Genomic DNA, 23,977 nt, shown 5'->3' with positions numbered 1-23,977 from the left:
GTGTTCAGAAATCTCTGAACATAAAAAAAGCCCGAACGATTGTTCAGGCTTTTCTGGTCACCATACTTCTATTGACGACTGTCTAAAATTTGGACAGTCCCTCAGGCAACACGTTTGATCTGGGAGCCCTTGGACACGGTGTATTTGTTGCGTCCTGTCTGCTTGGATTCATACAGGGCCTCGTCGGCGCGCTTGTAAAGAGAGTCCGCTTTTTCTCCGGGCATCACTTCGGCGATACCCATGGACACGGTGAAGCGGATTTCAAACTTCTCGTGAACGAAGACCTCTTTGCGGATGCGGTTCATGGCCTCTTCCGCCATGCGCACCGCCGCCTGGGCATCGCAGCCCGGCAGGATCACCGCAAATTCCTCACCGCCCAGACGGGCAATGAAGTCCTCTTCGCGGGAGAAGCTTTCCTGGATCAGGCGAACACATTCCTGCAGGACAAAGTCGCCAATGTCGTGGCCGTATGAATCGTTGATCTTTTTAAAGAAGTCGATATCCATAATGATCAAAGTCATAGGGTCTTTGTCGATCTCATGCAACTGCAGGTAACGGCGGATTTGCTCGTCATAGCTTCTGCGGTTGTGGGCCCCGGTCAAATGGTCTTTTCTCATGGTTGTGTTAGCTTCCATAAGCTGCTTTTTGACCGTGGTCAGGTTCTTCTTGATCGCCTCCATGCGTTTGGAACGGCGTTCATTATGCGTGCTCTGATGCTTCAGATAGAAATTGATAAATTCACGGGACTTGGCGCGCAGGTCTTCAATAGAGTTGGATTCAACCGCTTCACGCAGTTGCTCCAGACTTTGATTGATGTCGCCGCTGGCCGAAGCTTCGGCATCGACCTCTTCGCTCAGGTGATCGGCAAATTCCCAGATGATGCGTTTAAAGTCATCAAAGGTGTTTTGCACATAGCTGTATTCATCAATGCGATAACTGGAAATAAACTGACGGATTTCAAACAGCACGCGTTCGGTGTCGGCATGGTCCTGCTTCACCAGAGCCTTTGAAAAGTTATCCAGCTTGTTGCGCACTTTGCGCACCGAGTGGTTCTGGATTTCAAAAAGGTGCTTGTTCATAACGTCGAGAATAAAGAGCAGGGTTGCGCGCTCTTCGCTCATGGCTGGAACATCCTTGGCTTTTTCAGTGCCACTGTTCGAGCCCCAGTCCATGTCAAACTGATCAACTAGTTTTTTCACCCACTGTTTCAAGTCAGCCTCCTGGCCACGGATACAACACTTTATTATCGGACTTATTGGCCTTTGTTTGAAGATGGGGCGGTGAATTTTTGACGGTTCCGTCTCATCCTGAAACACCGAAAAAAACATTTAATTTTATTTACGTTGCAACTGTGTTGCTTTTTAGCATTTTCGTCGAGGTCCTGCTCCAGCCTGAAGCGGAAAGTTACTATGATAGGCGCATTCAAAGGAGCTGCTTTATGGGAAGAAGTGCTGAATTGAGCGGGCCGAATCTGAGTAAAGGTGTCGATCTGGCGGAGCTGCGTGAAAATCAAAGTCTGCTGGGTTACGTCGGAGAGGAACCTGTGATTCTGGTCCGCCATGATGACGAATACTTTGCGATCGGCGCAACTTGCTCGCACTATGGGGGGCCTCTTTCTGAAGGGCTTGTGGTGGGGGAAACTGTGCATTGCCCGTGGCATCATGCCTGTTTCGATCTGCGCACCGGCGAGGCTTTAAAGGCGCCCGCACTGAATCCCGTTTCTGCATATAATGTGGAAGTGCGCGAGGGGAAAGCCTATGTCACCGGAAAAAAGGAAAGCTCGGTGCGGCCGCGGGAATGGAGTGAATCACAAAGATACGTCATCGTCGGTTCCGGAGCCGGGGGAACTGCGGCGGCAATCATGCTGCGCAAACAGGGATTCATAGGCTCCATCACCATTATCAGCGAAGACAAGTCTTTGCCTTACGACCGTCCGAATCTGTCGAAAGACTATCTGGCCGGGAACCTGCCTGAGGACTGGGTTCCGTTGGAAACAGAGGAATTCTATCAGACCCACAAGATCCATTTTGAACTTTCCACCAAGGCCGAAAAAATTGATGCTCACAGACGCTCGGTGTTTTTATCGAATGGAAAGACGCTGCGCTATGATCGCTTGTTGCTGGCCACCGGGGGCGAGCCGATTCATCCTCCGATCCCGGGTGTCCAGCAGGATCACGTATTCTATCTGCGCACGTTGCAGGACTGTCGGCGCATTATCGGTCGCACCTCCTGGGCGCAGAAGGTTGTGATTGTCGGGGCCGGGTTTATTGGTCTTGAGGTGGCAGCGGCACTTCGACAGCGTAATCTGGAAGTCCACGTGGTGGCCCCAGAGGAAATGCCGCTGTTGAAGGTTGTCGGAGTTCACGTCGGCAGTGTGCTGCACAAACTGCATGAAGAACACGGCGTGATCTTCCATTTGGGGCACACCATCAAAGAGATCCGTCAGCGCAGTGTTCTGCTGGATGACGGGCAAAGTGTAGACTGTGATTTTGTGATTGTGGGAACGGGGATTCGCCCCAACACCCAGTTGGCCGAGCAGGCGGGATGCTGGGTGGAAAATGGCGTGCTGGTGAATGAATATCTTGAAACCAGTGTCCCCGGAATTTTTGCCGCCGGAGATATCGCCAGATGGCCGGACCCGCACAGTCAGCGCTCTATCCGGGTCGAACACTGGGAGGTTGCCGAACGCCAAGGGCAGACGGCGGCTTTGAATATGATGGGGGATCGCGTGAAATTCCAGGATGTGCCATTCTTCTGGACACAGCACTATGATCTGAGTCTGGGGTATGTCGGGCATTCCGACCGTTTTGATCGCATGGATGTCATGGGGGATCTGAGCAGCAGAGATTTCGCCGTGGCCTATTATGAAGATCAGAAGGTGGCGGCGGTGCTGACTCTGGGCCGGGATCGTGAAAGTCTTTTGGTGGAAGAAGCCATCGGTCAGTATGACGAAAAAAAGATCCACGAGATCTTTCAGCAGCATGAGCGTGAACACCACCCTTAAAACAGAAACCCCGGGTTTTCCCCCGGGGGCGTGTCGCGGACTAGTGTGCGGTGGCGGACGGGGAGCGAAGCTCGTGGAAATCGATTTCCAGCGAGATCTCGGCATTGAGCACCTTGGACACCGGGCAGTTGCTCTTGGCATCCTGGGCGATGCTCTCAAAAAGTTTGCGATCAATACCCGGAACCAGCGCACGCAGTTTTAGTTTTGAGGACGTGATGGAAAATCCGTCGCCTGACTTTTCAAGGGTCACTGTTGCGGAAACATCCAAAGATTCGGCATTGAATCCTTTTTTGGCCAAGGCACCAGACAGGGCCATGGAAAAGCATCCGGCGTGGGCTGCGCCGATCAGCTCCTCGGGATTAGTTCCGGTGCCGCTTTCAAACCGGTCGGAAAATGAATAGGGAAGATTTTTAAGAGCGCCGCTTTCCGTAGACAGTTCGCCGCGACCTTGTTGAAGATTTCCCTGCCAGTGAGCTGATCCTTTGCGTTGCATTGCAACCTCCTTTGTTCGAGGAAAGCATAAGATGTTCCATCGTCCTTCGCCTAGTGCTTCGACAAAATGCATTTTTGCGATTGTGGGGTGACAGAAAGAGTTCACGCGCGCATAGTGGTTCTATGAACAAAACAAGTATTGCAAAAATCGTTTTTCCGATAGCAGCACTTTTGTGCTTCTTTCCCTTTGTTTCATCCGCGGCAGCCCTGGTTCTGGGCGTTGTGCTGGCGGTGTTTTTGGGAAATCCTTATGTTGATAAAACCCGCAGCTATACTCACCACTTGCTAAGTCTGTCCGTGATCGGACTGGGTGCCGGGATGGATTTGATGGTGGTCGGGCGAGTGGGTTTTCAAGGCATCGGCTACACGGTAGTGGGCATCTCGTTCACGATGATTCTGGGGATGCTGATCGGTCGGCTGTTGAAGATTGAACGGGATACGTCGACTTTGATCACCGTGGGGACGGCGATTTGTGGAGGCAGTGCGATTGCCGCCGTGGCTCCGACCATTCGTGCGAAGTCTCATGAGGTGTCTGTCGCCCTGGGCACAGTGTTCATGCTGAATGCCTGTGCGCTTGTGATCTTCCCCGGGATTGGACATCTGCTGAATCTGACTCAGACCCAGTTCGGTCTTTGGAGTGCCCTGGCAATTCACGACACCAGTTCGGTGGTGGGTTCGACTTTGCAATACGGTCCTGAGTCTTTGCAGGTGGGAACCACGGTGAAGCTGGCGCGCGCATTGTGGATCGTGCCGGTGACGTTCCTGATTGGTATGTTTTACTTCCGCGGTCAAAAGGTCGAAGGGGGCGCTGGCAAGGCAAAAAAGCCATGGTTTATTCTGGGCTTTTTAATTGCGGCAGCGTTGGTCACCTGGCTTCCGGAGCTTCGCCCGGCGGGCCACATAGTTGAAACCGTGGCCAAGCGCGCCCTGGTCGTAACGCTGTTCCTGATTGGTGCGAACCTGACCAAAGAGACACTGAAAAGCGTCGGGATCAAACCGTTCCTGCAAGGAGTGGGTTTGTGGATCGTGGTGGCTTCATGCACTCTGGGCGCCATTTTGATTGGCTGGGTCCATTAAATAAAAAGGCGCTGGTGACAGCGCCTTTTTTGTTTCTCTGTCAGGGCTTTCGACCACTGACCAGATTGATGATAAAGCTGATGATTGCCAAAGCCAGGAAGACGAACAGCAAGATTCGTCCGATCTCCACCGACAACCCCGCTACGCCGCTGGCACCGAAGATGTAGGCAACAATCGCTATGATAAAGAAAGCTATTGCGGCTCTAAGCATAAGAGCTCCTTTCATTTGGGGCAGGAGGCGAATGCGGGTGCAGATAGTAGTCTTCAAAGTTGTCCCGCGAGCTGTTCATCTGTGATGGATACGGGACCGTTTCGCGCTGATGGCGCTTGGATGCTCGTTGCATCTCGTCCAGTTCCCAGATGGGGCACAGTTCCTGGATGTGTTTTTCAGACTGATCCATTGGCTCCTGCATGATTCCTCCCACGTATGTGGTGGTCTATAGAATCGGCGCAGAAGATTTGAAAGGCTAAGATTTTAAAGGAAATGTTTTAGAAAACAAAAAGACGGTGCGGAACGGGCGCCCCCCGAGGGAAATCAGAGCGACGCCCGACCGTCTTGTTACTTACAGAAGGATAATTTTTTGACCATACCCGAGATCTCGGTGATTTTCTGATATTTGCCACCGCTCTTTAGCACGGCCCAATAGGCACCGGAACCGACAGTGATCAGACCTTTGTTTTTAATCTGTTTGGCCATAATACCGACGCCGCAGTAAAGATTCTTGTACGGATCCAGAATTGTTTTCTTGGGATCTTTTGCTGCCAGATTTTTGTCTTTGCTCCAGTCAAACTCACACCAGCGTGCCCACTGCACATCCTGATAAGAAAGCTGCAACAGACCTTCCGAATAAACCGGGTTGCCAGTCACCGGATCCGTCCCCATGGTTGTTTCATGCATGCGTGAAGTCGGGCTGTAAGCGCTTTCATACTTCGCCATGGCAGAAAAGAGCGCCGCCCACACGTTGGCGCGCTGATCATTATCCAGGGAACTGTAGCGCGGGCAGAACTTGCTCATATCATCTGCACCACCCAGCAGGGTGTTCCAGTCTTCCAGAATGATCTTGTGCAGATATTCTGACCATTTTTTGCGTTCAGGATTGGCGGATGTTTCCCAGGACAGGGCCTCCATCTTATAGCTGTTGTCCGGGACGGAAGGAACCGAGGGTTCTGTTGGATCAGTGGGCTCTGTTGGGGCTTGTTCACCGGTATCGGGTGTGCCGGCGCTGCCATTGCCATCTTCGATGGTGCTGGCCAGATCTTTCAGGGATGTCGAGGAAGGGGAGCAACCTGCCGCCAGTAAAAATGCAATAGCAATAGCGGCGAAAGAAACAGCTTTCGTTAGATGCTTAAGGTTCGTCAAAAGACCTCCAAAGTGTCGGGGGCTCCTGCTTGAAGAACGTGCGAACGGTGCCTGGGTAAACTGTTAAGTGTTCAAAATCATGTCACCGGTGTAAGACAAAGCTGTACTTTCAAAATACAAGAAGGCCTTTGAAGTATGTTAACTTTCACACTGAAACATAAAATTTCAGGACGATAGGTTTGAAAATGCCGACGGAAGTCTGGTAAAAAATGAAGTTGATGATTCTTTAAATCAGAGAATTTTCAACGAAATTGATGGGCAAGGCAGGGGATGTTTGCTCCAATACTCAGATGAGTTTGGAAAAGTACTTTAAGGACATCATTGCGCGAGTGGAAGCCTCGGAAGATATCACCAACGCCGGCACCGACGCCGAGGGTTTTTATAAACCCATTCGCACAATCCTGCTGCGCCATTTGAATTTGTTGAAGGATCTGCACGCAAAGCCCCTGGCAAAGAAGATGTGTCGGCAGTCGTGGGATTATGTGACTGAGCATGTGCCGCCGGAATGGCTGATTGCAGGGGATGCGGAAAGAGACCAGTTGAAGAAAATGCTGGAATAAAAAAAGCCAGGAGGACCCTGGCTTTTTTGTTTTGGAAATTAGTCGTTGCACTGAGCGAAGCTGAAGTCCGTGTCTTGCAAGCGGTCCATCCACCAGTCAACACAGCCACCAGAATCATATTCACTGCAAGTGATCGTGGAAGTAGAAAGCGCGCCATCAATGCAGGTGCGAGTGCGGGATGTGCTGTTGCATGTGTAGTTCGGGCCGATTTCTTTTGTTGGCTGGGAGCTATAATACATGCGAACAGTTTTGCCGTTCGGGATGATCAAACCATCAGCAGAAACGCAGTTGTCGGCCTGAGCAGCAGCAGAAAGGCCCAAAGTAAGAGCAAAGATAAGTGCTTTCATTCTATCTCCTTGTGTTTTTAGAACCGGGACTATAACCAAAATGTTCCGCTAATGTTGTCAGGAGATTGTCAGGGAATGGTTGAGATCTTTGAAATTACCGGTAAGGCCGCGTTTTTAGCGCAAATAAACCTCAGACAAAGCGGAATCCAGATTCTTAAACAGCAGGTTCAAGGCTTCTTCGTAGGCCTTGGTGATATCCGTGCCCATTTTGAAGCCGAAGGGGTGTTTGGTTTCAAAACAACTAGAGGCTTCGGCTTTGGCCTTGGCTTTGTTTGGAATCGTCAGAACACCAGAAACTTTCACACAGCCTTCTTTGAACTGGCCGGTTTGATAATCTTCAATTGTCAGTAACAGTGAGTTCGCCCCCGGAGTTTTCACCGCCACCCCCTGGCGTTCCAGCGCTTCGGCCACCGCACGGCGGACTTCCGAGCGCAGTTCATCGCTTTGGGCTTTGACTTCCTCTTTACGGGCATCCACCACGCTGATGGTCACTTCCTTCTTGGGAAGATCACGAAGCGGGGCCTGAATGTTTTGAGAGTTGATAGTGGGAACATCACGAATACTTTGCCCCTTCATCGCGCAAGAGGAAAGAAGTGCCAAAGCCGTAAATACCAGAAGTTGTTTCATAGCCACCATCCTTAAAGAGAAAAAAAAGGGGGATTGCAATCCCCCTTTAAAGTTTATGGATGTTGGCGAAAATTACAAACGAAAATTAATTTTCGTCGCTGAACGTGGCTGGAATCAACTGGGACTGGTTGTCCTCAAGCAGGACATCCCGAACCGAGCGATTCTGAGGAGCGTATAGGATCAAATCACCTGCGCCATAACCTTTGATCAGGTTCACGGTGGTGCTGGATTGGGAATCCAGTTCGATGATTTCCGGGATTTGTGTATAGGCCTGAGCATTCGTATTCACAGAGACCTTTTCCCACTGAGAGCTGTGCTCACCCAGATAGTCGTCGTATTCGATCGCGCCGTTGTCACCGTGGGTTGTAGAGACCTTCAGGCTGATCTCGCCAGTTTCTGCAAAGGACAACAACGAAATATCAGCCTCGATGATAGCCAAAGTGGAGTTGTCAAAGACGCCCATTCCGCGCATATCCAAAACAGCACCGCTGTAGTCTTCTTTGGCCTTGCTTGGATCTGCGGCAAAGTCTTTTTCATACTGGCGGCGCATATCACGGGCGGCATTGCCATCCAAAAGCAAGCTGACAAAGTCGTCTCCGGTCATGCCCGGCAGGTCCGAAGCCGGCAATCCTGCCAGTTCCTGGTCCGCCAAACCGTCACCGTTGGAATCAAGCTGCACATTCACTTCACAACGCTGCCAAGTGGTCATGCCTTCATAAAGCTTCAACGCGACCTGCAGCACACGGCCTTTGTCGGATTCAATCACACGGTAACCCGCAGACTGCAGGTCACAGTTACGGTTGTGAACCAGATCCTGCTTCGGAGATTTCTTACGGCCGTCCGCACCCAGAAGGTTGAACAGGTAAGCTTCACCCGGATTCACGCTGTCATTTTTCAGAACCACTTCCGCCAGACTGCCAGCGCTGTCTGTTTTGGAAGAGGAATGAACCACCAAGGACGTGGCAGAAATTTTGGAAATCTTGCGAGTCACGGCCAAAGCCGGCAGTTGCGCCAAAGTTTTGTCCTGGGACTTCAGGGAAAGGTAGCCATCCAGCTCGTCAGTTTGATTGGCCATCAAAGAACCGTTGATTTTAGCCTTCACCAGAATCGTTTTGGATTCGCCTGCCGCCAGAGTCACTGTCGGAGCCGTGATTTGCAGCGCCTCAGAACCCGTCCATTGGGCGGACAAAGTCACAGCCTCGTCGCTGATATTTTTGACGGTGATTTCTTTAGCCAGGGTCTTCTGTTTTTCAACGTCTGTAATGCCGAAGGAAATTGCCGCAGGCACAGTCACAATTTTGGCGTTCAGGGATTCGGCCACCTGAACACGGCCAGCCCCTTGACGGCTGACGGAGTAAACTTTTTTATCAGCGGCATTGATCACTTTACCATGCGCCAGCAAAACGGATTTCAGTTCGGCCGGGGACAGGGTGTTGTACTTTTGTTTGAGCAATGCCATCACGCCTGCGATGTGCGGGCTGGCCATGCTGGTGCCGGTCATGTTGGCGCCTTTGTCGCCCGCGCGGCTGGCCGCAGAGATGATGTTGGTGCCCGGAGCAGAGATTTCAGGCTTGATGATGCCGTCTTCAGAGCGCGGACCGCGGGACGAAGACGGGGAGATGGTGTCCGCCATCCAGGGTTTTTCAATCTGGGCAGTTGTTTTCAAGTCAACCACCACCGGGCTTTGTGCCATGGCGGCTTTCACTTTTTTTGCTGAAGCCAGGTCAATCATGATTGCCGGGATGTCGAATTTACCTTCGCCACCCATAACAATCGCAGCGCCCTCGGCGTTGTTGGCAACAACCACGCCGATCGCACCACTTTCCTGAGCCACTTGGATTTTAACAGAGAAGTTCACTTCACCGCGGTCGATCAAAGCAATTTTACCCTGCAAACGGGCTTTGGTTGCTTCATCCAGTGGTTTTGCAGCGGTGCCGATGTATACCAGCTCCTCTTTCAGGGACGGGATTTCTGCCAAAGGTTTTGAAATGGCCCCTTCGGTGGCTTCAACAATCAATGCTTCGCCACCCACAGTGAACTCTGCAGCCGGGAACAGAACGTTCTGGTTCATGTTGTCGATGCTGTTGGCTACGGAGATAGCATCATCAGACACGGACGGAGCCCCCACGATGTAGGGAAGGTCACCGTTGTTACCAGCCGCCGCTACGACAACAGTCCCGCCGCGCACCAGATTTTTAATGGCGTGGTTGTACATGATATGAGGATTGCCGTAACCGCTGCCCAAAGACAGGTTCACAACATCAAGTTGCTTCTGGAAAGTCAGATCGCCCGTCGGATCCGCTGCGTATTCCAAAGCGGCGATGACCACTTCATCACTGGTGGAACCTTTTGCGCCAAAAACTTTGATCGCATAAAGATCGGCATCCGGAGCAACGCCACTGTAGGTGTTGATCCCATCGCCAATGCCCGCCACCGTACCAGCCACGTGGGTGCCGTGAGTCGCTTCATCCAAAGGATTGGCATCAGGAACTGGAATGCGTTTCAGAGGATTCGTGTGGCCGGAGTTGTACTCAGATCCCACGATATCAATTCCGCCCACAACTTTTTTATTCGGGAAAGACGGGTGGGCTTCATTGGGATTCACGGCCTTGTAAGCTTCTTCCGTGCCTTCGCCACCCAGCATTTTATGAGTGTAGTCGACGCCGGTGTCGATCACACCCACGCGCATGCCCTGACCACGGATATTCTGGGCATAGGCGGCTTCTGAACCGATGAAGTTCACGGATGTGTTTTTACCCACCAAACCTTTCAGGTTGATGTCATCTTCTTCCATGGGACGGGCGAAAGAGCCGGCTTTTTCAGAAAGAGTGATGTTGGGAACGGACTTGATTTTTTCATAGACATTCGCAGGTGCCCAAACAGCAAAGCCATTCAGCACCAGCTTGTAGCGGATAAGCACCTTGATGTCGGCAGAGATTTTTTTAAGTTCTTCAATGGTGGCTTCCTGCTCCGCCTGAATTGCAGCGAGAAGCTTCTTGTCGATGACCAGTTTACCGTCTTTTCTTTGGGCGGTTTCAAGCAAAGCCGGATTGGAAAGTTTGACGATAAAGATGTACGGATCTTCAACGGTAGGGCGGTTGCTGTAAAGGCCTTCCAGGAAGTCTGAATTGAAGATCGGCCCTTTTGGAGCTTGAGCCGTCGGGCTGCAGGCGGTGAACAGCAAAGCTGAAATCAGCAGGGATGAAAAAAATCTTGGTGGTGTGTTCGTTTTAAACGTTCTCATTTGCGCCCTTTGCTCTCATGTCGCATTTCAGTGCCATAGCGACACCGAAAAACGGGTTTTTGGAAATCCAGTGGGAAATATTCCAAGATCCGTGCCGGAAAAAATGCCACCAGTTTCGGCACTTTTTCTAGTGCTTTGGAGGGCTTAGCGCAAGCTTATTGTGGGGGATTTAAAGACTATTTGTGGGCCCGCAGCCGGATCAATTGTCATTGTCTGAAAGGGCGACCTTAAAGTAGTTTAGAGGGAACCCAACCAGGATTTTAGCGATGGAAACAATCTCGATTCATTCATTCTTTCATTTGGTCTTTTTGTCATTTCTGGCCCTGTTTCCGCCGGTCAATCCGATTGGAAGTTCTTTGGTGGTGGGGCCCTTCTTTATGGGGCACTCCGCAGAGATTCGTCGTAAGGCGGCCTTGTCCATTGCGGTGTTCTGCCTGGCCCTGTGTTTTGTAGTCTCTATTTTTGGGGTTTATTTTTTCCGTTTGTTTGGGATCTCGACTGCGGTGGTGCAACTGGCCGGGGGCTTTATCATTGCGCGTATGGCTTTGCAGATTCTTTCAAAGTCTGAAGAAGAAGACCCCGAGAAGAATATTGCGTCCTCTCAAAAGCCACAAACGTCCCTGATGTCACATCTGTTCTATCCTCTGGCGTTTCCAACGACGATGGGAGGGGGGACGATATCGGTTTTATTGGCGTTAAGTGCCAACAGCTATCATCCCGACACGCAGGTGCACCTGTTTAAGGTCGTGGCCGTGCTGACGGCCAGTGTGCTGATGTGTGCGACGGTATTTGTTTGCTACTATTCTGCTCCGACCATTCTGGCCAAGCTCAGCCCTCAGGCGGCACAGGTCTGCAATAAACTGGTGGGTTTTCTCACATTCTGCGTGGGACTTCAGATCGTGGTAAACGGGGTGATCAGCCTGATTGAGATTTACCCTTCGTTGAAGCCGTAAAAGTCCTGAAAACAATCTTCAGTTTGCGGTCGAGAAATTGTTGGGATCCAGCGGCCCAGACTTGAGTAAACTGCTTCGTCCTACTTACTATGGAACTTCACGAGGTGATTATGATGAAGTTCCCTGTCGTCGTTGGTTTGTTTTCTTTAATCGTATCGGCAACAGCCTCTGCGGCGGTTGAGATTCCGGTTCAGGCCCGCTTCTTTGCGGGAATGACGGGTGTGAAGCTTGATGAACTGAATGACAGTCTGGAAGCTCAATCCATGAAAAAAATTGAAGGCGTCACGCAGTTGGGCCTGGAAATTACCTATCCTGTGATGAAATATCTGGATGTGGGCGCTCGTTATGCCAAGAAGCTCGCTGACAGTGAAGAAAATCCGGCCGACCCTAATACCGACTATTCTGCCAAAATTGATCAGGATGCGTTCCTGCTGATTGCACGTGTCCCCATTGTTCGTGAGGACTTCTATCGCGTCGATGCCTTTGCTGGTGTTGGCGGCACCAATACGAAAGTCACGATGAAGACTCTGGCACAAAACGGTGACTACACCAAGAGTGTCGGAGAGAGCTGGTACGCATCCCCTTACGCTGCGGCGGGAGTCTCTTTGGCTTTGGGTTACAAGCGATTCTATTTTGTATTTGAAGGCGCTATTGAGCACAACAAGGTGGATGACCTGAAGCGCTCCGGTTCGGTCAGCACCAGTGTGAACTCTCTGGATCTGTCGGGTTCTTACTTTACGGTGGGGATCATGTTTGACGGGATTCCCGGAACTGTCGGTCGCTAAGATCGAAAAACAAAAGGCCTGCATTGCGCAGGCCTTTTTTATTTAGAACACAGCTAAGTTCGTGCCCAGGAAGATTTCACCTTCACCCTCGGCCGGTTCCACTTTCTGAATATAGCGGAAGCCAAAGTCGATTGGCAGGAAGCGGAAGATCACAGATTGTGCGATCAACTCTGCACCATAACTGTTCAGGTTGGCGTTGTTGTTGCCAAGGATGACTTTGGTGTGATCCATGTACAGATTTCCATAAAGACGTTTGAAATAGATCCACGCCCCCAGGTTGTAGTCCGGATAAGACAGCGGGAACATGTACTCGAAGCTGCCCTTTACAAAACGATCTGCCGGCAGGTAATCAAAGCCACGGGAATAGATGTAACCCACCGGATTGAATGCCGGAGTCGGGAAGATGTAATTGCCGGTGCCTTCGCGGTTCTCCTGTCCATTCCCAGTCAGACGAATGCCATTATTAGCAAGGAAGCCTGGCAGGTACAGACGAACCTGTCCGTAAGTTCGGTAAGAACCCGGAGCTTCTTCGTTGGACACTCCATCCACGTCTTCATAGAACGCCTGAACGTCGACCCCCAGCGGAGGCAGAATCGCACGGTGCTGCGCGGATTTGGTGTAAGAGAACAAAAGGCCCACTTTTTGATCCGCGTAAGTGGAAGCTTGAGATCCCGGCACAGACACCTTGTCCAGTCGGAAGCTTTCCGTTTTTAAAAGCTTCGCAGAGTAATCAACCTGCAGGTATCCGTTGTACAGGTGGTGTTTAAAGGCATACGGCAAGGCCACGCCCAAACCGTAAGAGCCCTCGCGCCAGGTTAGTTCCTGCGTGTTCAGATTCACATCGGCAGCACGGTTGCGGATGTCGCCCAGAATGCTGAAGACCGGCCAGTACCGTTTAAAGTCGATCTTGACGGAAGTAAATGGGGTGTTTTCCTCGCCATCAGAACCGACCGTGATGGCGGAACCGAAATCGCGAAGATAGTTGTCCGTGATCACCGTCAAAGCCAAGCCGCGACCGCCAAAGAAGCTCCAGGTGTGCGGAGTGAAACCCCGCGCATCAAACATCCCATAGTCTGATTCGGTGTATTTGGCAGAATCCGCCGTGTAGAAGGTTTCCTGGCCGCTCAGTGGTACCGGCTGGAACTTGTTGTAATTATCACTGGGGTTGTCGCCCAGATAGTTGAAGTCAACCAGTTGGGAAGCCGGCAGGGCCGCGCATGAGCTCAACTCCGCTTTCTTGGTACGGGCTCCGTAGGGGGTTTCTTCGGTGTAAACCAGGCTTGTTCCATCAAAGGTTGGAGCGTAAGCAGAAATTTTGCTCTGGGTGCATTGCCTGAATTCACCCAGGGTGTTTCCGTGGAAGATTTCGTTGGCGCCTTTGTACTGTGCCTCGAACAGAATTTCTTGGTTTGAGTTTGTCTGCAGCCAGAAGATATTGTTGCGGGAAAACGGCAAAAGCACCTTATATTGATCCGAACCGAAGCGCGCCTGAATCAAGGCCTTGTGTCCGGTGTTGTTGGAAGCCACGGCGATAATTTCATCCCCGTTCAGCGAAGCGGCCTCCATCAGATCAAGGTCTTTAAGGGACAGAGTGCGCAGGTTCTTTCCATCAAAACCAATTTCTTGAATGTCCCAGGTCATCTTGTCATTGAACTCCGCTGCCAGAATGGATTTACCGCTGGCGCTGAATTTCGGATTGTAAAGGCGGCGTCCTGAAGTGATGTAGGACTTCGATCCACCGGTCAGATCCACCAGAACAAGATTTGCCGAGCCCTCAAATCCATAGCGCGGGTGAGGCACATAATCCGTGTACACAGCATGGGTGCCGGAATAGTCAATGCGGCTTAAGTCTTCTGAATACGGCACTTCGGCGATTTTTTCTTCACCCTGTGCTGTGGATTTGTAGATGGCCGGGACCGTATTGAGGTCAAACTTCACATAGTACAGACTGTTATTGGAAACCTTGGGATTGAATCTTACCGTGTAGTCGGTTTTGGGAGCGTCGGTGAAGGCGTCTTTCTTCCATGCCTCGCGCAGTTCGTTGAAAGTCTCATAGTAGAAGCTCTGGAACTCAACGCCGGTCAGTTCCCTGAACGCGGATTCCAGACGGAACGGGTGGGGACCGCGGGTGATTTTGTCGGTCAGTTTTTCCCAGAAATCATCACCATATTTTTGATACGCGCGGGAAATCAGCACGTAACCGTAAACATACTGATTCACCAAAGCGTCACGATAGGTCCCATTCACAAATTGATCGTAAGTCGGGGTTTCGCCCCCCAGCAAAATACCTTTAAGACGCGTCAGGAAACGCGGGGACCGGCCCCGGCCACCATCCGTGTATTTTGTTTCGGCATAGACGGCATCACCTTCCGCCATCCATGGTTTTTTAGAGATCACATCGGCCAGATTCAGCCCCAGATCCCCGAAGAGGTAATCGAAATAGCGAACCGTGTTTTTATTGAAGTCATCCATCTGCTGTACGTGACGGTATTCGTGGATGGAAAGAATCTGCAGCCATTCCAGAGATCCCACCATGGGGCTGTAGGCACCGGCATTGAACCACTCTGTGCGGCGGGGAGCGCGAGCTACAAAACCATTGGGAAGAGCCACCTCATTGCGGATAATAAGGGTGATTTTCTTCGGTTTGCTGATTCCATAGCTCAGGCCCACAACGGCGGCGTTGTGTTTGATGAGATTCGCCACATACACCGCTTTGGGACGGAAGGCTTCAGGATAGATGACTTTAACGTATTCGTTTTCAATCGTCTTCCACTGGCGGGGCGGGCTTTGTGAGTTGTCGATTACTTCGGATTGAGACATGGCTATGGTCGGCGCCAAAAGGCCGGCCATTAAGGACAAAAGTAGTTTCTTCATGAGGATCCTCTGTTTAGTAAACCCCTAAAATTTAGGGGAAACGCAGAGGGTTAATCAAGCAGTGATTTGGTTTAGTTAGGGAAAGGCCCCATGGAAACCGGCGCCAGACGGAACGGCTTTCTGTTTGTTCCCAGCTCGCTGTTCGTGTCGATACCCGAACAGTACCAGTTTGTGCCAATTTTACCGCAAATACCATAAGCGCCACGAACTTCCAGATCAGTCACAGTGCCGATGGCGTTAAGAGTCGTCAAAGCCGTCGGAGAAAAATGGTATTCATTTGTCTGATAGTCATTCAAGCCGTGTTGGTCATAGCGATTAAAGCCCCAGCAATAGGCGGCGCCGTTGTTGATCGCGCAGTGGTTGGTGTAACCGCTGATCAGTCGGGTCACGTTGGTGAAGCTTCCAATATCAACCGGCGTCTTTTGGTTGGTGTTGGTTCCATTTCCTGTTATTTGCCCCCAACACTTGATGGACGTTGTTCCGATGCGGGCACAAGTTCCATAGCTGGAAGCCTGCAATTCATCGACATTCGTCAGACCCGGCACCTGATGCAGACTGATTCGGTCAGAGGTGTCCCCTTGGCCCAACTGACCGTGGGCATTGTAGCCGGTGCACCAGACGGTTTTGTCTGTTTTCAACACGCAAGCATGATGGCGGCCCAAGGTGACGGACACGTTATTGGAACCAGCGGCGGTGATTTCGACGGGCGCATAATAGAAATCAACAGCAAGGTCCAAGTAAGGGATGATATCAACCTGACCCCAACAGTAAAGTTTGCCCGCCTTAATGGCGCACACAGTGCTGCCAAAACTCATTGCCAAGTCCGTAGCTCCTGAAGACAGTCCTGTCGGAATATTCGGATTTCCCGAAGTGCTTCCCGAAGCGCGAATAAAGTTGCGACCCCAGCATTGAACCCCGCCTGACACAACGGCACATGTGCCGGTGCTGGAACTGACAAGCTTGGTGGCTCCAGAGGTCAGATTTTTCACCTGGGTCGGAGCCTGATAAATACGATCTGTCAGCAGATTTCCGGTTTTGCTATAGTAGCTGTCACCCAGACATTTCACGGCCCCGCTGAAGATGCCGCAAGCATGCTCAGTGAAGATGGAAATGGTGCTGGCACCGCTGAATTTCGGGCTGAGAACGTGGGCATTGGACTGCAGAGGTTGCTGATCGCCGTGCTGGCCGAATCCCGAGAATCCTGTGCAATAAACCTGGCCACTGCGCACGAAACAGGTGTGAGCCCCTGTAGAGCCCGCAACGGCAGTGACACCGCCAGAGCCTCCAACAACGGGGGTCAAAGGAATCACCGAGGTTCCTGTCGGCTGATTGATGCCGGCTTCGCCAAAATAGTTTCTGCCTTTACAATGCAAATCGCCGGCTAAAGCCGCGCAGAACTGGATACCAAAGTAAATATCTGTGGCTCCGGCAAGTTCCGCCATCAAAAGCGGCGAGGTGACATCCGCAGTGGTATTGCTTAAAAGCTGGTTGTCGGAATTGTTACCCCAGCAATAGACCTGATTGGAATTGTTTTTCGCACAGGTGCCATAATATCCCGTCCAAACATCAGTGACAGTTCCCAGGCCGTTGATCGCCGTCGGCGTGCCCACCAGAGTGGTGCTGCCAACACCCACTTCGCCGTTGGAGTTTTGCCCCCAGCAGTACAATGCTCCGGATTTAATGGCACAAGCATGGAACTGGCCACTTGAGATTTTTGTTACGCCCGAATTCAAGCTCGCAATAGCGACGGGTGCTGTTGTCGGGGAGGCGGTTGCTGGATCCCCGAGAATGCCACCTTCTTTGATACCCCAGCAATAAACGGCCCCGTTTTGAATGGCGCAAGAGTTACCCCAGCCAATGCTGACTTGGGTGACACCCGAATTCATTCCGGTTACAAGTGTTGGTGTCAAACGAGTGCTTATCGAGCTGGTTCCGGTAAAACCACCCCCCGGATAAGTACCATGACTTCCCTGACCCCAACAGTAAAGCGCCCCGGTGTTTAACACAGCACAGACGTTATTATAGAGAGAAGCTATCCCCACGGCCGGGGCGGCCAACGGAACCAGCAGTGGTGAAGAACTAGGATAGTAGTGTCCTTGTCCCAGGGGCGCGGCCCCATTGTGGCCCCAACAATAGACGTTACCGTTACTGGTCAGGGCGCAGGTGTGGTTGTCACCGGCAACAACATCCACGGCATCCTTTCCGGCCGGGCTGTCATTGTCGTTGATAAAGATATCGGCGTTGGAAATATAAGATGTACCGCCGGTGATACCGGTGATTTTGATTGGAATGCGTTTGTAAAGTTCGTCAGCCGCGTTGTTGATTGTTGTCAGACTGCCAAATGTGACCGAAGTTGCCCCCGACGCAACAGAAGCAGTGCCCGAAGTGGTTGCCATCGTATAGTCCGTGCCAACTGTGGCACAGTCAGTGCCGGTGCAGGTGTCACGCGTCCAGTTGATGGAGACAGATCCTTTGTCTGTTGGATGCGATAGTGTCGCCATCAGGCTGGTGGAAGAACCTTCAACAACGTAAACGTCCTGAATCGTGACCAGCGGTGGAGCTTCGTCATCCGTGATAGTCACGGTGTGAACGGTGTTAGCCCCCAAAGAACCACCCACCGGGCCGCTCAGGGTGATTTTGAATGTTTCGTCATACTCTTCAGTGCTGTTATCAAGAATCGGAATTGAAATATTCACGGAAGTGCTGCCAGCCGCAATTGTTGCCGTGCCGTTGGTGGCGGTATAGTCAGATCCCATTGTTGCAGAAGGTGCGGAACCATTGGAATATGTATAGCTGACACTGACGGCGATATCGACGGCGGACGGGATGCTGACGGCCACGGTATGCGTCGGATCGTTGTATTCAGAAACACTGGATGTCGTAGCGCTAAACTGAATAGCCGGAGAATTTTTAGTCCAGGTCACAGCGGTTGCAGTCGCATAGGTCTGCCAGTTTCCAGCGGTGTCTTTGCCGACCACGCACACTTTGATGCTTCCGTTAGCCAGTGCGGAAATGTTGTCAGTGATATTTGTTGAGCTGGATATTTCAGAGGCCGAGTATCCGGTTGCCACAGTACAGTCCGTGGAACCAGCGACACCCAATTTGTATTTATAAGCGACAACATCACTGCCATTGACATCAATATTCAGTGCATACTTTGCACTGGACCCCGTGGGCTGGCCGGACAGGGTTGCGGTCGGTGGAGTGTTATCGAATGTAATCGATGCTGAACTAGCCATTGCACTGACGTTGCCGGCAGCATCTTTCACCCAGGCATAAAGTGTTTTGGCTTCATTCACAGTCGTTACCGTGAATGTGGCTGGTAGTGAAGCTCCGGCTGTCCACGTGCACGATGCCACGGCTGTGTTGTTTTCCATAATACAATAAGTAGCCGGGCTGCCACTGACGGCCGAAGTGATATTAAATGTTGTGCTGTTCGTCGGGGTCGTGTTTGTCACCGTGAAGGTGGTGATGCTTGGGGCGGTCGTGTCGATCACGATATTTTTGTTCGTGCCCAAAGAGCCCGCGGCCCCCGTTGCCGGCAAGGTCAGAGTCGCATTGTTGGCCGCGGCATCGCGAATGGTGGCAGAAGCCACTGTCAGGGACGTGGTGGCGGCATAATTCAGGTCTGCCGCGGTGTCCGTGGCTTGAACTGTATAGTTAAAGACAAGGGTGTTCGTCCCGGTGCCCGAAGCGTAAGATGCAGAACGGGCAGGGGTTGTGTTCAGGGCAATCAACGGAGTTCCAGTGACAGTCACGTTTTCAGAGAACGTGATGCGCACATCAATGACATCACCGACAGTATATGCTCCATTGGCCTTGTTGGATGTAACATTGGTGACAGTGGGAACCGTGGTGTCAATAACGATCGCGCTGGAACAAACCGAAGTGATCGAGTTCCCGGCAGCATCCAAAGAAATGACCTGATAAGTGTAAGTCGTGCCATTCACACCTGTGAAGTTTGATGTGGTCGCAGAACTGGTCGCAGCGTTTTCTGTTCCGGTGTACGTGTCACAAGAAGCCCCTGTATAGAAACGGACTTTTTGTGAAGCCAGATCCGTGCTGGTGGATTTGCTCCAAGAAGCCACAAGGCTGGTGGTATTCGTCGGGGACGTCTGCTGCCAGGCCAGGGACGTTGCATTCACCGGAGCCGTAATATCATAGGTCACCGTAGAATCCGTCGTGGTCGAGGCATTGTTCGTATTGCCGGCCGGATCGCTGACTTTCCCCGCTGTGATGGACGGAATCAAAGTTCCGGCTGTTGTGATGGCGGTGGCCTGCAGGGTCCATGTGATATTGTCAGAAGTCGAAAGATTCCACGTGATACCGGAAGCCGTTCCACCTTGGGTGATGTCAGCCGCGGTAAAGGTGCTGGCATTGACAGCCTCGGTGAAGACCACCGTGAATTCCACTGGCAGGGTGTTGGTTGGATCGGTCTGACCGGCTTTTTGATTGATGGTCAAAGACGGCTTGGTCGTCTCGTAAGTGATTTGATTGTCAGTGCTGGTGCTGGCGGTGTTGTTATTGCCAGCCGCATCCGTCACTTTATTGGCGGTGATGGATGGGATCAGGGTGCCGGCCCCCGTGATGGCCGTGGCCTTCAGGGACCAAGTGATATTATCAGACGTCGTCAGACTCCAGGTGATGCCAGAAGCGGTTCCGGATTGCGTAATGTCTGCGACTGCGAAGTTGGCAATGGCTTCGCTGGCCACGATGGTGAATTCCACCGGGACGGCGTTGGTCGGATCAGCCTGACCGGCTTTTTGATTGATGGTCAAAGTCGGGGCTGCCAAATCCTGTGTCCACGTCGCCGTGGTCGCCGAGGTCAGGGCTTGTTCGACACTGGCCGAGTTTTTACCGATCACGCAGACTTTGATATCAGTGTTACCCAAGCCGCTGATGGAATCCGTGATGTGGGTGGCAATGGCGATGTCACCGGAATAGTCGGTTGCAACCGCGCAGTTTGTGGAAGCTGCAGGACCTATTTTGTAGCGATAGGTCTGAACGTCAGCACCGGCGACATCGATATTCAGTGTGGTCTGATTGGTTTTGCCCGTAGGTTGACCCGTAATGGTGGCAATCACTGCGGAAGTGTTCACCGTGAACACAAAGTCGTTATTAGTGGCTGCGGTGGAGTTCCCCACGGCATCCTGGGCAGAGATTCGCGCCGTGTATTGGGTGCCATTGGAAAGGGCGCACCCAGTGGAGGTGTGAGACGTTGTTGTCACTGTTTGCTGGGCACAAACGGGAGCGGAAGCATCGCTGTTACGGATTTCTACCAAATACTGAGTGCTGCCAGGTGCCGCAGCCCAATGGATCGTTCCCGTGGAACCATTGGTCAGCCATTCATCCTGAGTCGAGTCGGTGCCGCCAGTCACACCCGCGATCACGAAGGCTTCGGGTGCTTGGGTATCGATGATGATATTCTTGTTGGCGGAAAGTGAACCTGCAGCGCCTGGCGCTGGCAAAGTCAGAATCATGTCATTGCCAAAGCTGTCTTTGATTGTGGCGCCTGCCAGTGTCAACGCATTGACGGACTCATAATCAAGATCCGCAGAGTTATCGCCTGCCTGGACAGTGTATTGGAACACCAGAGTGTTCGTACCGGAGCCACTGACGTAGGCCGCAACACGATCGGTAGATCCAGTTTCAATTAAAAGTTCTGGCGTGCCGCCAGCTATCGTCACGTTTTCGGTAAATTGGACAGAGACAGGCACGACCTGGGAAGCTTTGTAAGAGCCATTGGCCAAAGACGATGTCACAGACACAACAGTGCCCGGAAGATCCAGGGTGTATTGAACCGTGCCGGCAGCAGGCAGGGCGTTACCCGCCACATCAGTCAGGGTTGTTTTTGCAGTCAGGGTGCAAACTTCGGCATTGGCAGGCAATGTCGTTACCGTCAAATTCACAACGGCCGCTGTCGCACTGGAAGCTGACACACCAGCAATTGAAACATTCGCGCCGCCAGAGCAGGTGATACCCCAGTTGCTTTCAGTTTCAACTGCGGATTGCAGCATGGCTTCACTGAAAGTGACCGTTACTGAAGCCGGAAGACTTGCGCGAACACTGGTCGCAGGATTGAAAGAAGCCAGACTGGGCGCTGTGCGGTCCATGGTCAGCGCCGTCGAACAGCCAGAAACCGAGACGTTTCCGGAAGTGTCGATCACCGTCAGATTATAAGTGTACGTTTCGCCATCAGCCCCGGCAAAGCTTCGCGTGACCGCCGAAGTGGAAAGTGAAATGGCCGTGCCTTCCAAGAGCAGGCAGGATGCATCTTTATAGAACTGGATTTTTTGCTCAGCGATGTCGGATGAATCTGACAAAGTCCAACTGGCGGCAGCCGGAGTGACCTTGGTTGGTGATGTTTGAATCCAGCTTAAAGACGTCGGTAAAGACGGGGCGCTGGTGTCATAAGTCACTTGGTTGTCAGAGCTTGTAGAAACGGTATTCAGATTCCCAGCAAGGTCCGAGAATTTGTCTGCATTGATTACCGGCTGAATCACGCCGTTGTTATCCACACCAGAAACTGTCAGCTCATAGTGAGTGCTGTCGATCTTCGTCAGAGTGTGCGTATTGACCAAAGCGGAGCCGGCGAAGCTCACATCGCCATCGGTCAATGAGCTTTCCGCCAGCGCTTCGCTGAACACCAGACTAAAACGAACGGGCAGGGTGTTTGTTGGATCAGCCTGTCCTGTTTTTTGGCTGATCACCACGGACGGGCGAAGGGTGTCGTAATTCCAAGTGTAAACTGTCGCCGCAGTGAAAGGCTGCCAGAAGTTGTTTGAATCCTTCCCGACCACGCAGATTTTCAGGCTTTGATTGGCCAAAGCAGCAAGGTCGTCAGTGATTTTTGCGCCCACGGCCGTTTCTGTCGAATAGCCCGAAGACACTGTGCAATCTGTTGAGCCTTGCGGGCCCACCTTGTAGCGATAATGTGTGACGTTCGTGCCAGAGACCGTAATGTCCAGATCTTCGACATTGCTTGGATTCGCCGGGCGACCACCCAGCACGGCAGCCACTTCCACGCCCAAGCCTGAAATTCCCAAGGAACCGTTATCCGCGATATCAGGATTGGTGTAATTCCAAGTCAACGTTTGCGAGTGCGTGTTGACCTCGGTTGGGCTGTAAGTGATCACGACCGAACAGGAAGAGTGACCGTTCAAAGTGGTGGAACAGGTGCCGCCGTTTCCTGGGAATGATCCGCCTTTAAAGGCAAAGGGTGCCGACAAGGTGCTCAAAGTCAGGCCTTGGGCTGGAGCATCGCCGGTATTCTGGAAGCTCACGGATTTTTCAATGACCGTGTCTTTCATCTGCGGACCAAAATCCAAAGTCGCCGCTGCCGTCACTTTGGCGCGGGTGGTTTTGTCTTTCACGACAAAAGAAATAACGTTGCTGTCCAGGCCCTCGAATTTTTCGCCGGTAAAACGAAGTTCGAATGTTTCATCGTTTTCAATAACCGCATCGCGAGTGGCTTTGATGATGAAGCTGACAGAAGTGATCCCCGGCTGAACCAGCAGAGTGCCGTTGGAAGCTTCAAAATCGCCATCTTCATCGTTTAAGGTCCAGCCCAGGTCTTCGGGCTTCACGGTCACGCCCGGTACGCTTGGGGTTTCGACTCCCAAGGTGATTTGATGACCGATGCCTTCTTCCAGCACGACGGTTTTGCCGGATTCAACTGTGATTTTACGTAGTACCTGATTTTCGCTGAGCAGAGGGGATAGCGAAGCATCCATGCAACTCGTAAGAAAGAGCGCAAAGAATGACGTTGAGATGTGTGTTAGGAACGTACGGGCGTCAAACATCTTAAGCTTCTTTTCGGCAGATTTGGTTGAATTGTTAAGTGATTTTTGCCAGAAATAGTCCAGTCTTTTCTGAGGTTTAGTACGATTGTGAATGTGAACCTGGGGTTATGTGAGACCTCGTTTGTATCTGGGAGGCAATACGGTGCCGAAGCCGGCGATTCGGTTGTTGGAGAGGTTGGAGTTTATGAAAGGTGATGCCCTTGCTTAAAAATTCGATGACTTGATAGTCTGAATAATTTTTTTGCTGACGGCGTTGTTGTGCTTTTCGGGGCGGTAAACCAGACAGATTTCGTCCTTGAATACAGGGGCGTCTTTTAGTTTTTCAAGCTGCTTGTATTGGGCGGCGACTCTGGTTGGCAAAAGACCATATCCAAAACCCAAGGACGTCAGTTTCGCCACCACTTCAAGGTTTCCTGAACTCAGCACGCCGCTGAAGCTGGTTCTTTTGCTGATTTTTTTCAGAATGTACTGGGACTGGGACAGGTTCTGATCATAAATCAATTTATCCTGGGCATTTTTCGTGTGGAAGATGGTGACCTCATCCGTGCACAGCTTGTTAATAACAAGGTCCGGGTGCCTGATGGGATTCACGACAATGCCAAAATCGGCTTCCCAGCTGATGACCTTTTCAGTCATTTCTCGGGAAAGACCATGGATAAAATTGAAATCAAGGCCCGCAAAGTCTGATTGAAGACTCGGCATGAATGCCCCCAGAGTATAGAGGGCGACCGAAGGGTGAACCGCGATGGTATAACTTCCCTGAATCAGGCCGGACTCAGGATTTGCCAGATTCTGGGCCTGTTCCCATTCATAAAGCTGTCTCTTATACAATCTAAAAAAAAGAGTCAGTCC

General features: G+C 51.7%; 15 protein-coding genes and 1 pseudogene. 5 read left to right on the top strand and 11 right to left on the bottom strand.

Annotation, left to right across the window (positions count from 1 at the left end):
- Nucleotides 1-101: 101 nt before the first annotated feature.
- Complete coding sequence (locus B9G79_RS11600) at nt 102-1,211, bottom strand: GGDEF domain-containing protein (protein ID WP_088565644.1); 1,110 nt, start codon at nt 1,209-1,211, stop codon at nt 102-104.
- A 227-nt stretch (nt 1,212-1,438) separates the two neighbouring features.
- Between B9G79_RS11600 and B9G79_RS11595 the strand changes: the two genes are divergently transcribed.
- Nucleotides 1,439-3,004, top strand: coding sequence for an FAD-dependent oxidoreductase (locus B9G79_RS11595; RefSeq protein ID WP_088565643.1), 1,566 nt, complete (start codon nt 1,439-1,441; stop codon nt 3,002-3,004).
- 40 nt (nt 3,005-3,044) lie between these two features.
- On the opposite strand, the gene B9G79_RS11590 is transcribed toward B9G79_RS11595, so the two are convergent.
- A complete protein-coding gene (locus B9G79_RS11590) occupies nt 3,045-3,497 on the bottom strand; it encodes an OsmC family protein (protein ID WP_088565642.1) in 453 nt (150 codons plus the stop codon).
- Between the two features lie 122 nt (nt 3,498-3,619).
- On the opposite strand from B9G79_RS11590, the gene B9G79_RS11585 reads away from it, so the two are divergent.
- Entirely contained in the window at nt 3,620-4,573 is a 954-nt protein-coding gene (locus B9G79_RS11585; protein WP_088565641.1) for a YeiH family protein, read from the top strand.
- A gap of 40 nt (nt 4,574-4,613) precedes the next feature.
- Here B9G79_RS11585 and B9G79_RS11580 read toward each other — a convergent pair whose 3' ends face one another.
- From B9G79_RS11580 to B9G79_RS11570, 3 genes are all read right to left on the bottom strand, one after another.
- Nucleotides 4,614-4,784: a DUF1328 domain-containing protein gene (locus B9G79_RS11580; protein WP_088565640.1), complete on the bottom strand. Its 171-nt coding sequence runs from the start codon at nt 4,782-4,784 to the stop codon at nt 4,614-4,616.
- Nucleotides 4,777-4,986, bottom strand: a complete 210-nt coding sequence (locus B9G79_RS11575; RefSeq protein WP_157678775.1) for a hypothetical protein — start codon at nt 4,984-4,986, stop codon at nt 4,777-4,779. The genes B9G79_RS11580 and B9G79_RS11575 overlap by 8 nt, the downstream gene beginning before the upstream one ends.
- Nucleotides 4,987-5,132: 146 nt before the next feature.
- The gene (locus tag B9G79_RS11570) at nt 5,133-5,933 is read right to left on the bottom strand and encodes a hypothetical protein (RefSeq protein WP_232468604.1); all 801 of its coding nucleotides are present in this window, start codon (nt 5,931-5,933) and stop codon (nt 5,133-5,135) included.
- Nucleotides 5,934-6,223: 290 nt separating this feature from the next.
- On the opposite strand from B9G79_RS11570, the gene B9G79_RS11565 reads away from it, so the two are divergent.
- Nucleotides 6,224-6,493, top strand: a complete 270-nt coding sequence (locus B9G79_RS11565; protein ID WP_088565638.1) for a hypothetical protein — start codon at nt 6,224-6,226, stop codon at nt 6,491-6,493.
- 38 nt (nt 6,494-6,531) lie between these two features.
- On the opposite strand, the gene B9G79_RS11560 is transcribed toward B9G79_RS11565, so the two are convergent.
- The 3 genes from B9G79_RS11560 to B9G79_RS11550 all read right to left on the bottom strand — a co-directional run bounded on the left by B9G79_RS11560 (nt 6,532) and on the right by B9G79_RS11550 (nt 10,711).
- On the bottom strand, nt 6,532-6,840 hold the full coding sequence (locus B9G79_RS11560; protein ID WP_088565637.1) for a hypothetical protein: 309 nt from the start codon (nt 6,838-6,840) through the stop codon (nt 6,532-6,534).
- 114 nt (nt 6,841-6,954) lie between these two features.
- Nucleotides 6,955-7,467, bottom strand: a complete 513-nt coding sequence (locus B9G79_RS11555; protein WP_232468603.1) for a hypothetical protein — start codon at nt 7,465-7,467, stop codon at nt 6,955-6,957.
- Nucleotides 7,468-7,552: 85 nt separating this feature from the next.
- The gene (locus B9G79_RS11550; protein ID WP_088565635.1) at nt 7,553-10,711 is read right to left on the bottom strand and encodes a S8 family serine peptidase; all 3,159 of its coding nucleotides are present in this window, start codon (nt 10,709-10,711) and stop codon (nt 7,553-7,555) included.
- A gap of 266 nt (nt 10,712-10,977) precedes the next feature.
- On the opposite strand from B9G79_RS11550, the gene B9G79_RS11545 reads away from it, so the two are divergent.
- Both B9G79_RS11545 and B9G79_RS11540 read left to right on the top strand, forming a co-directional pair.
- Nucleotides 10,978-11,664, top strand: a complete 687-nt coding sequence (locus B9G79_RS11545; protein WP_088565634.1) for a MarC family protein — start codon at nt 10,978-10,980, stop codon at nt 11,662-11,664.
- Nucleotides 11,665-11,774: 110 nt separating this feature from the next.
- Entirely contained in the window at nt 11,775-12,449 is a 675-nt protein-coding gene (locus B9G79_RS11540; RefSeq protein ID WP_088566867.1) for a hypothetical protein, read from the top strand.
- 42 nt (nt 12,450-12,491) lie between these two features.
- Here B9G79_RS11540 and B9G79_RS11535 read toward each other — a convergent pair whose 3' ends face one another.
- From B9G79_RS11535 to B9G79_RS11525, 3 genes and pseudogenes are all read right to left on the bottom strand, one after another.
- The gene (locus B9G79_RS11535) at nt 12,492-15,323 is read right to left on the bottom strand and encodes a hypothetical protein (RefSeq protein WP_011163937.1); all 2,832 of its coding nucleotides are present in this window, start codon (nt 15,321-15,323) and stop codon (nt 12,492-12,494) included.
- A 71-nt stretch (nt 15,324-15,394) separates the two neighbouring features.
- Entirely contained in the window at nt 15,395-23,125 is a 7,731-nt protein-coding gene (locus B9G79_RS11530) for a Calx-beta domain-containing protein (protein WP_088565633.1), read from the bottom strand.
- A 204-nt stretch (nt 23,126-23,329) separates the two neighbouring features.
- A pseudogene (locus B9G79_RS11525) lies at nt 23,330-23,965 on the bottom strand (LysR substrate-binding domain-containing protein); the annotation flags it as partial.
- Nucleotides 23,966-23,977 lie beyond the last annotated feature (12 nt).

Source organism: Bdellovibrio bacteriovorus (assembly GCF_002208115.1).
Lineage (GTDB): Bacteria > Bdellovibrionota > Bdellovibrionia > Bdellovibrionales > Bdellovibrionaceae > Bdellovibrio > Bdellovibrio bacteriovorus_C.
The sequence above is the reverse complement of the archived record's forward strand: the minus strand, read 5'-3'. Positions and strand labels throughout refer to the sequence as shown.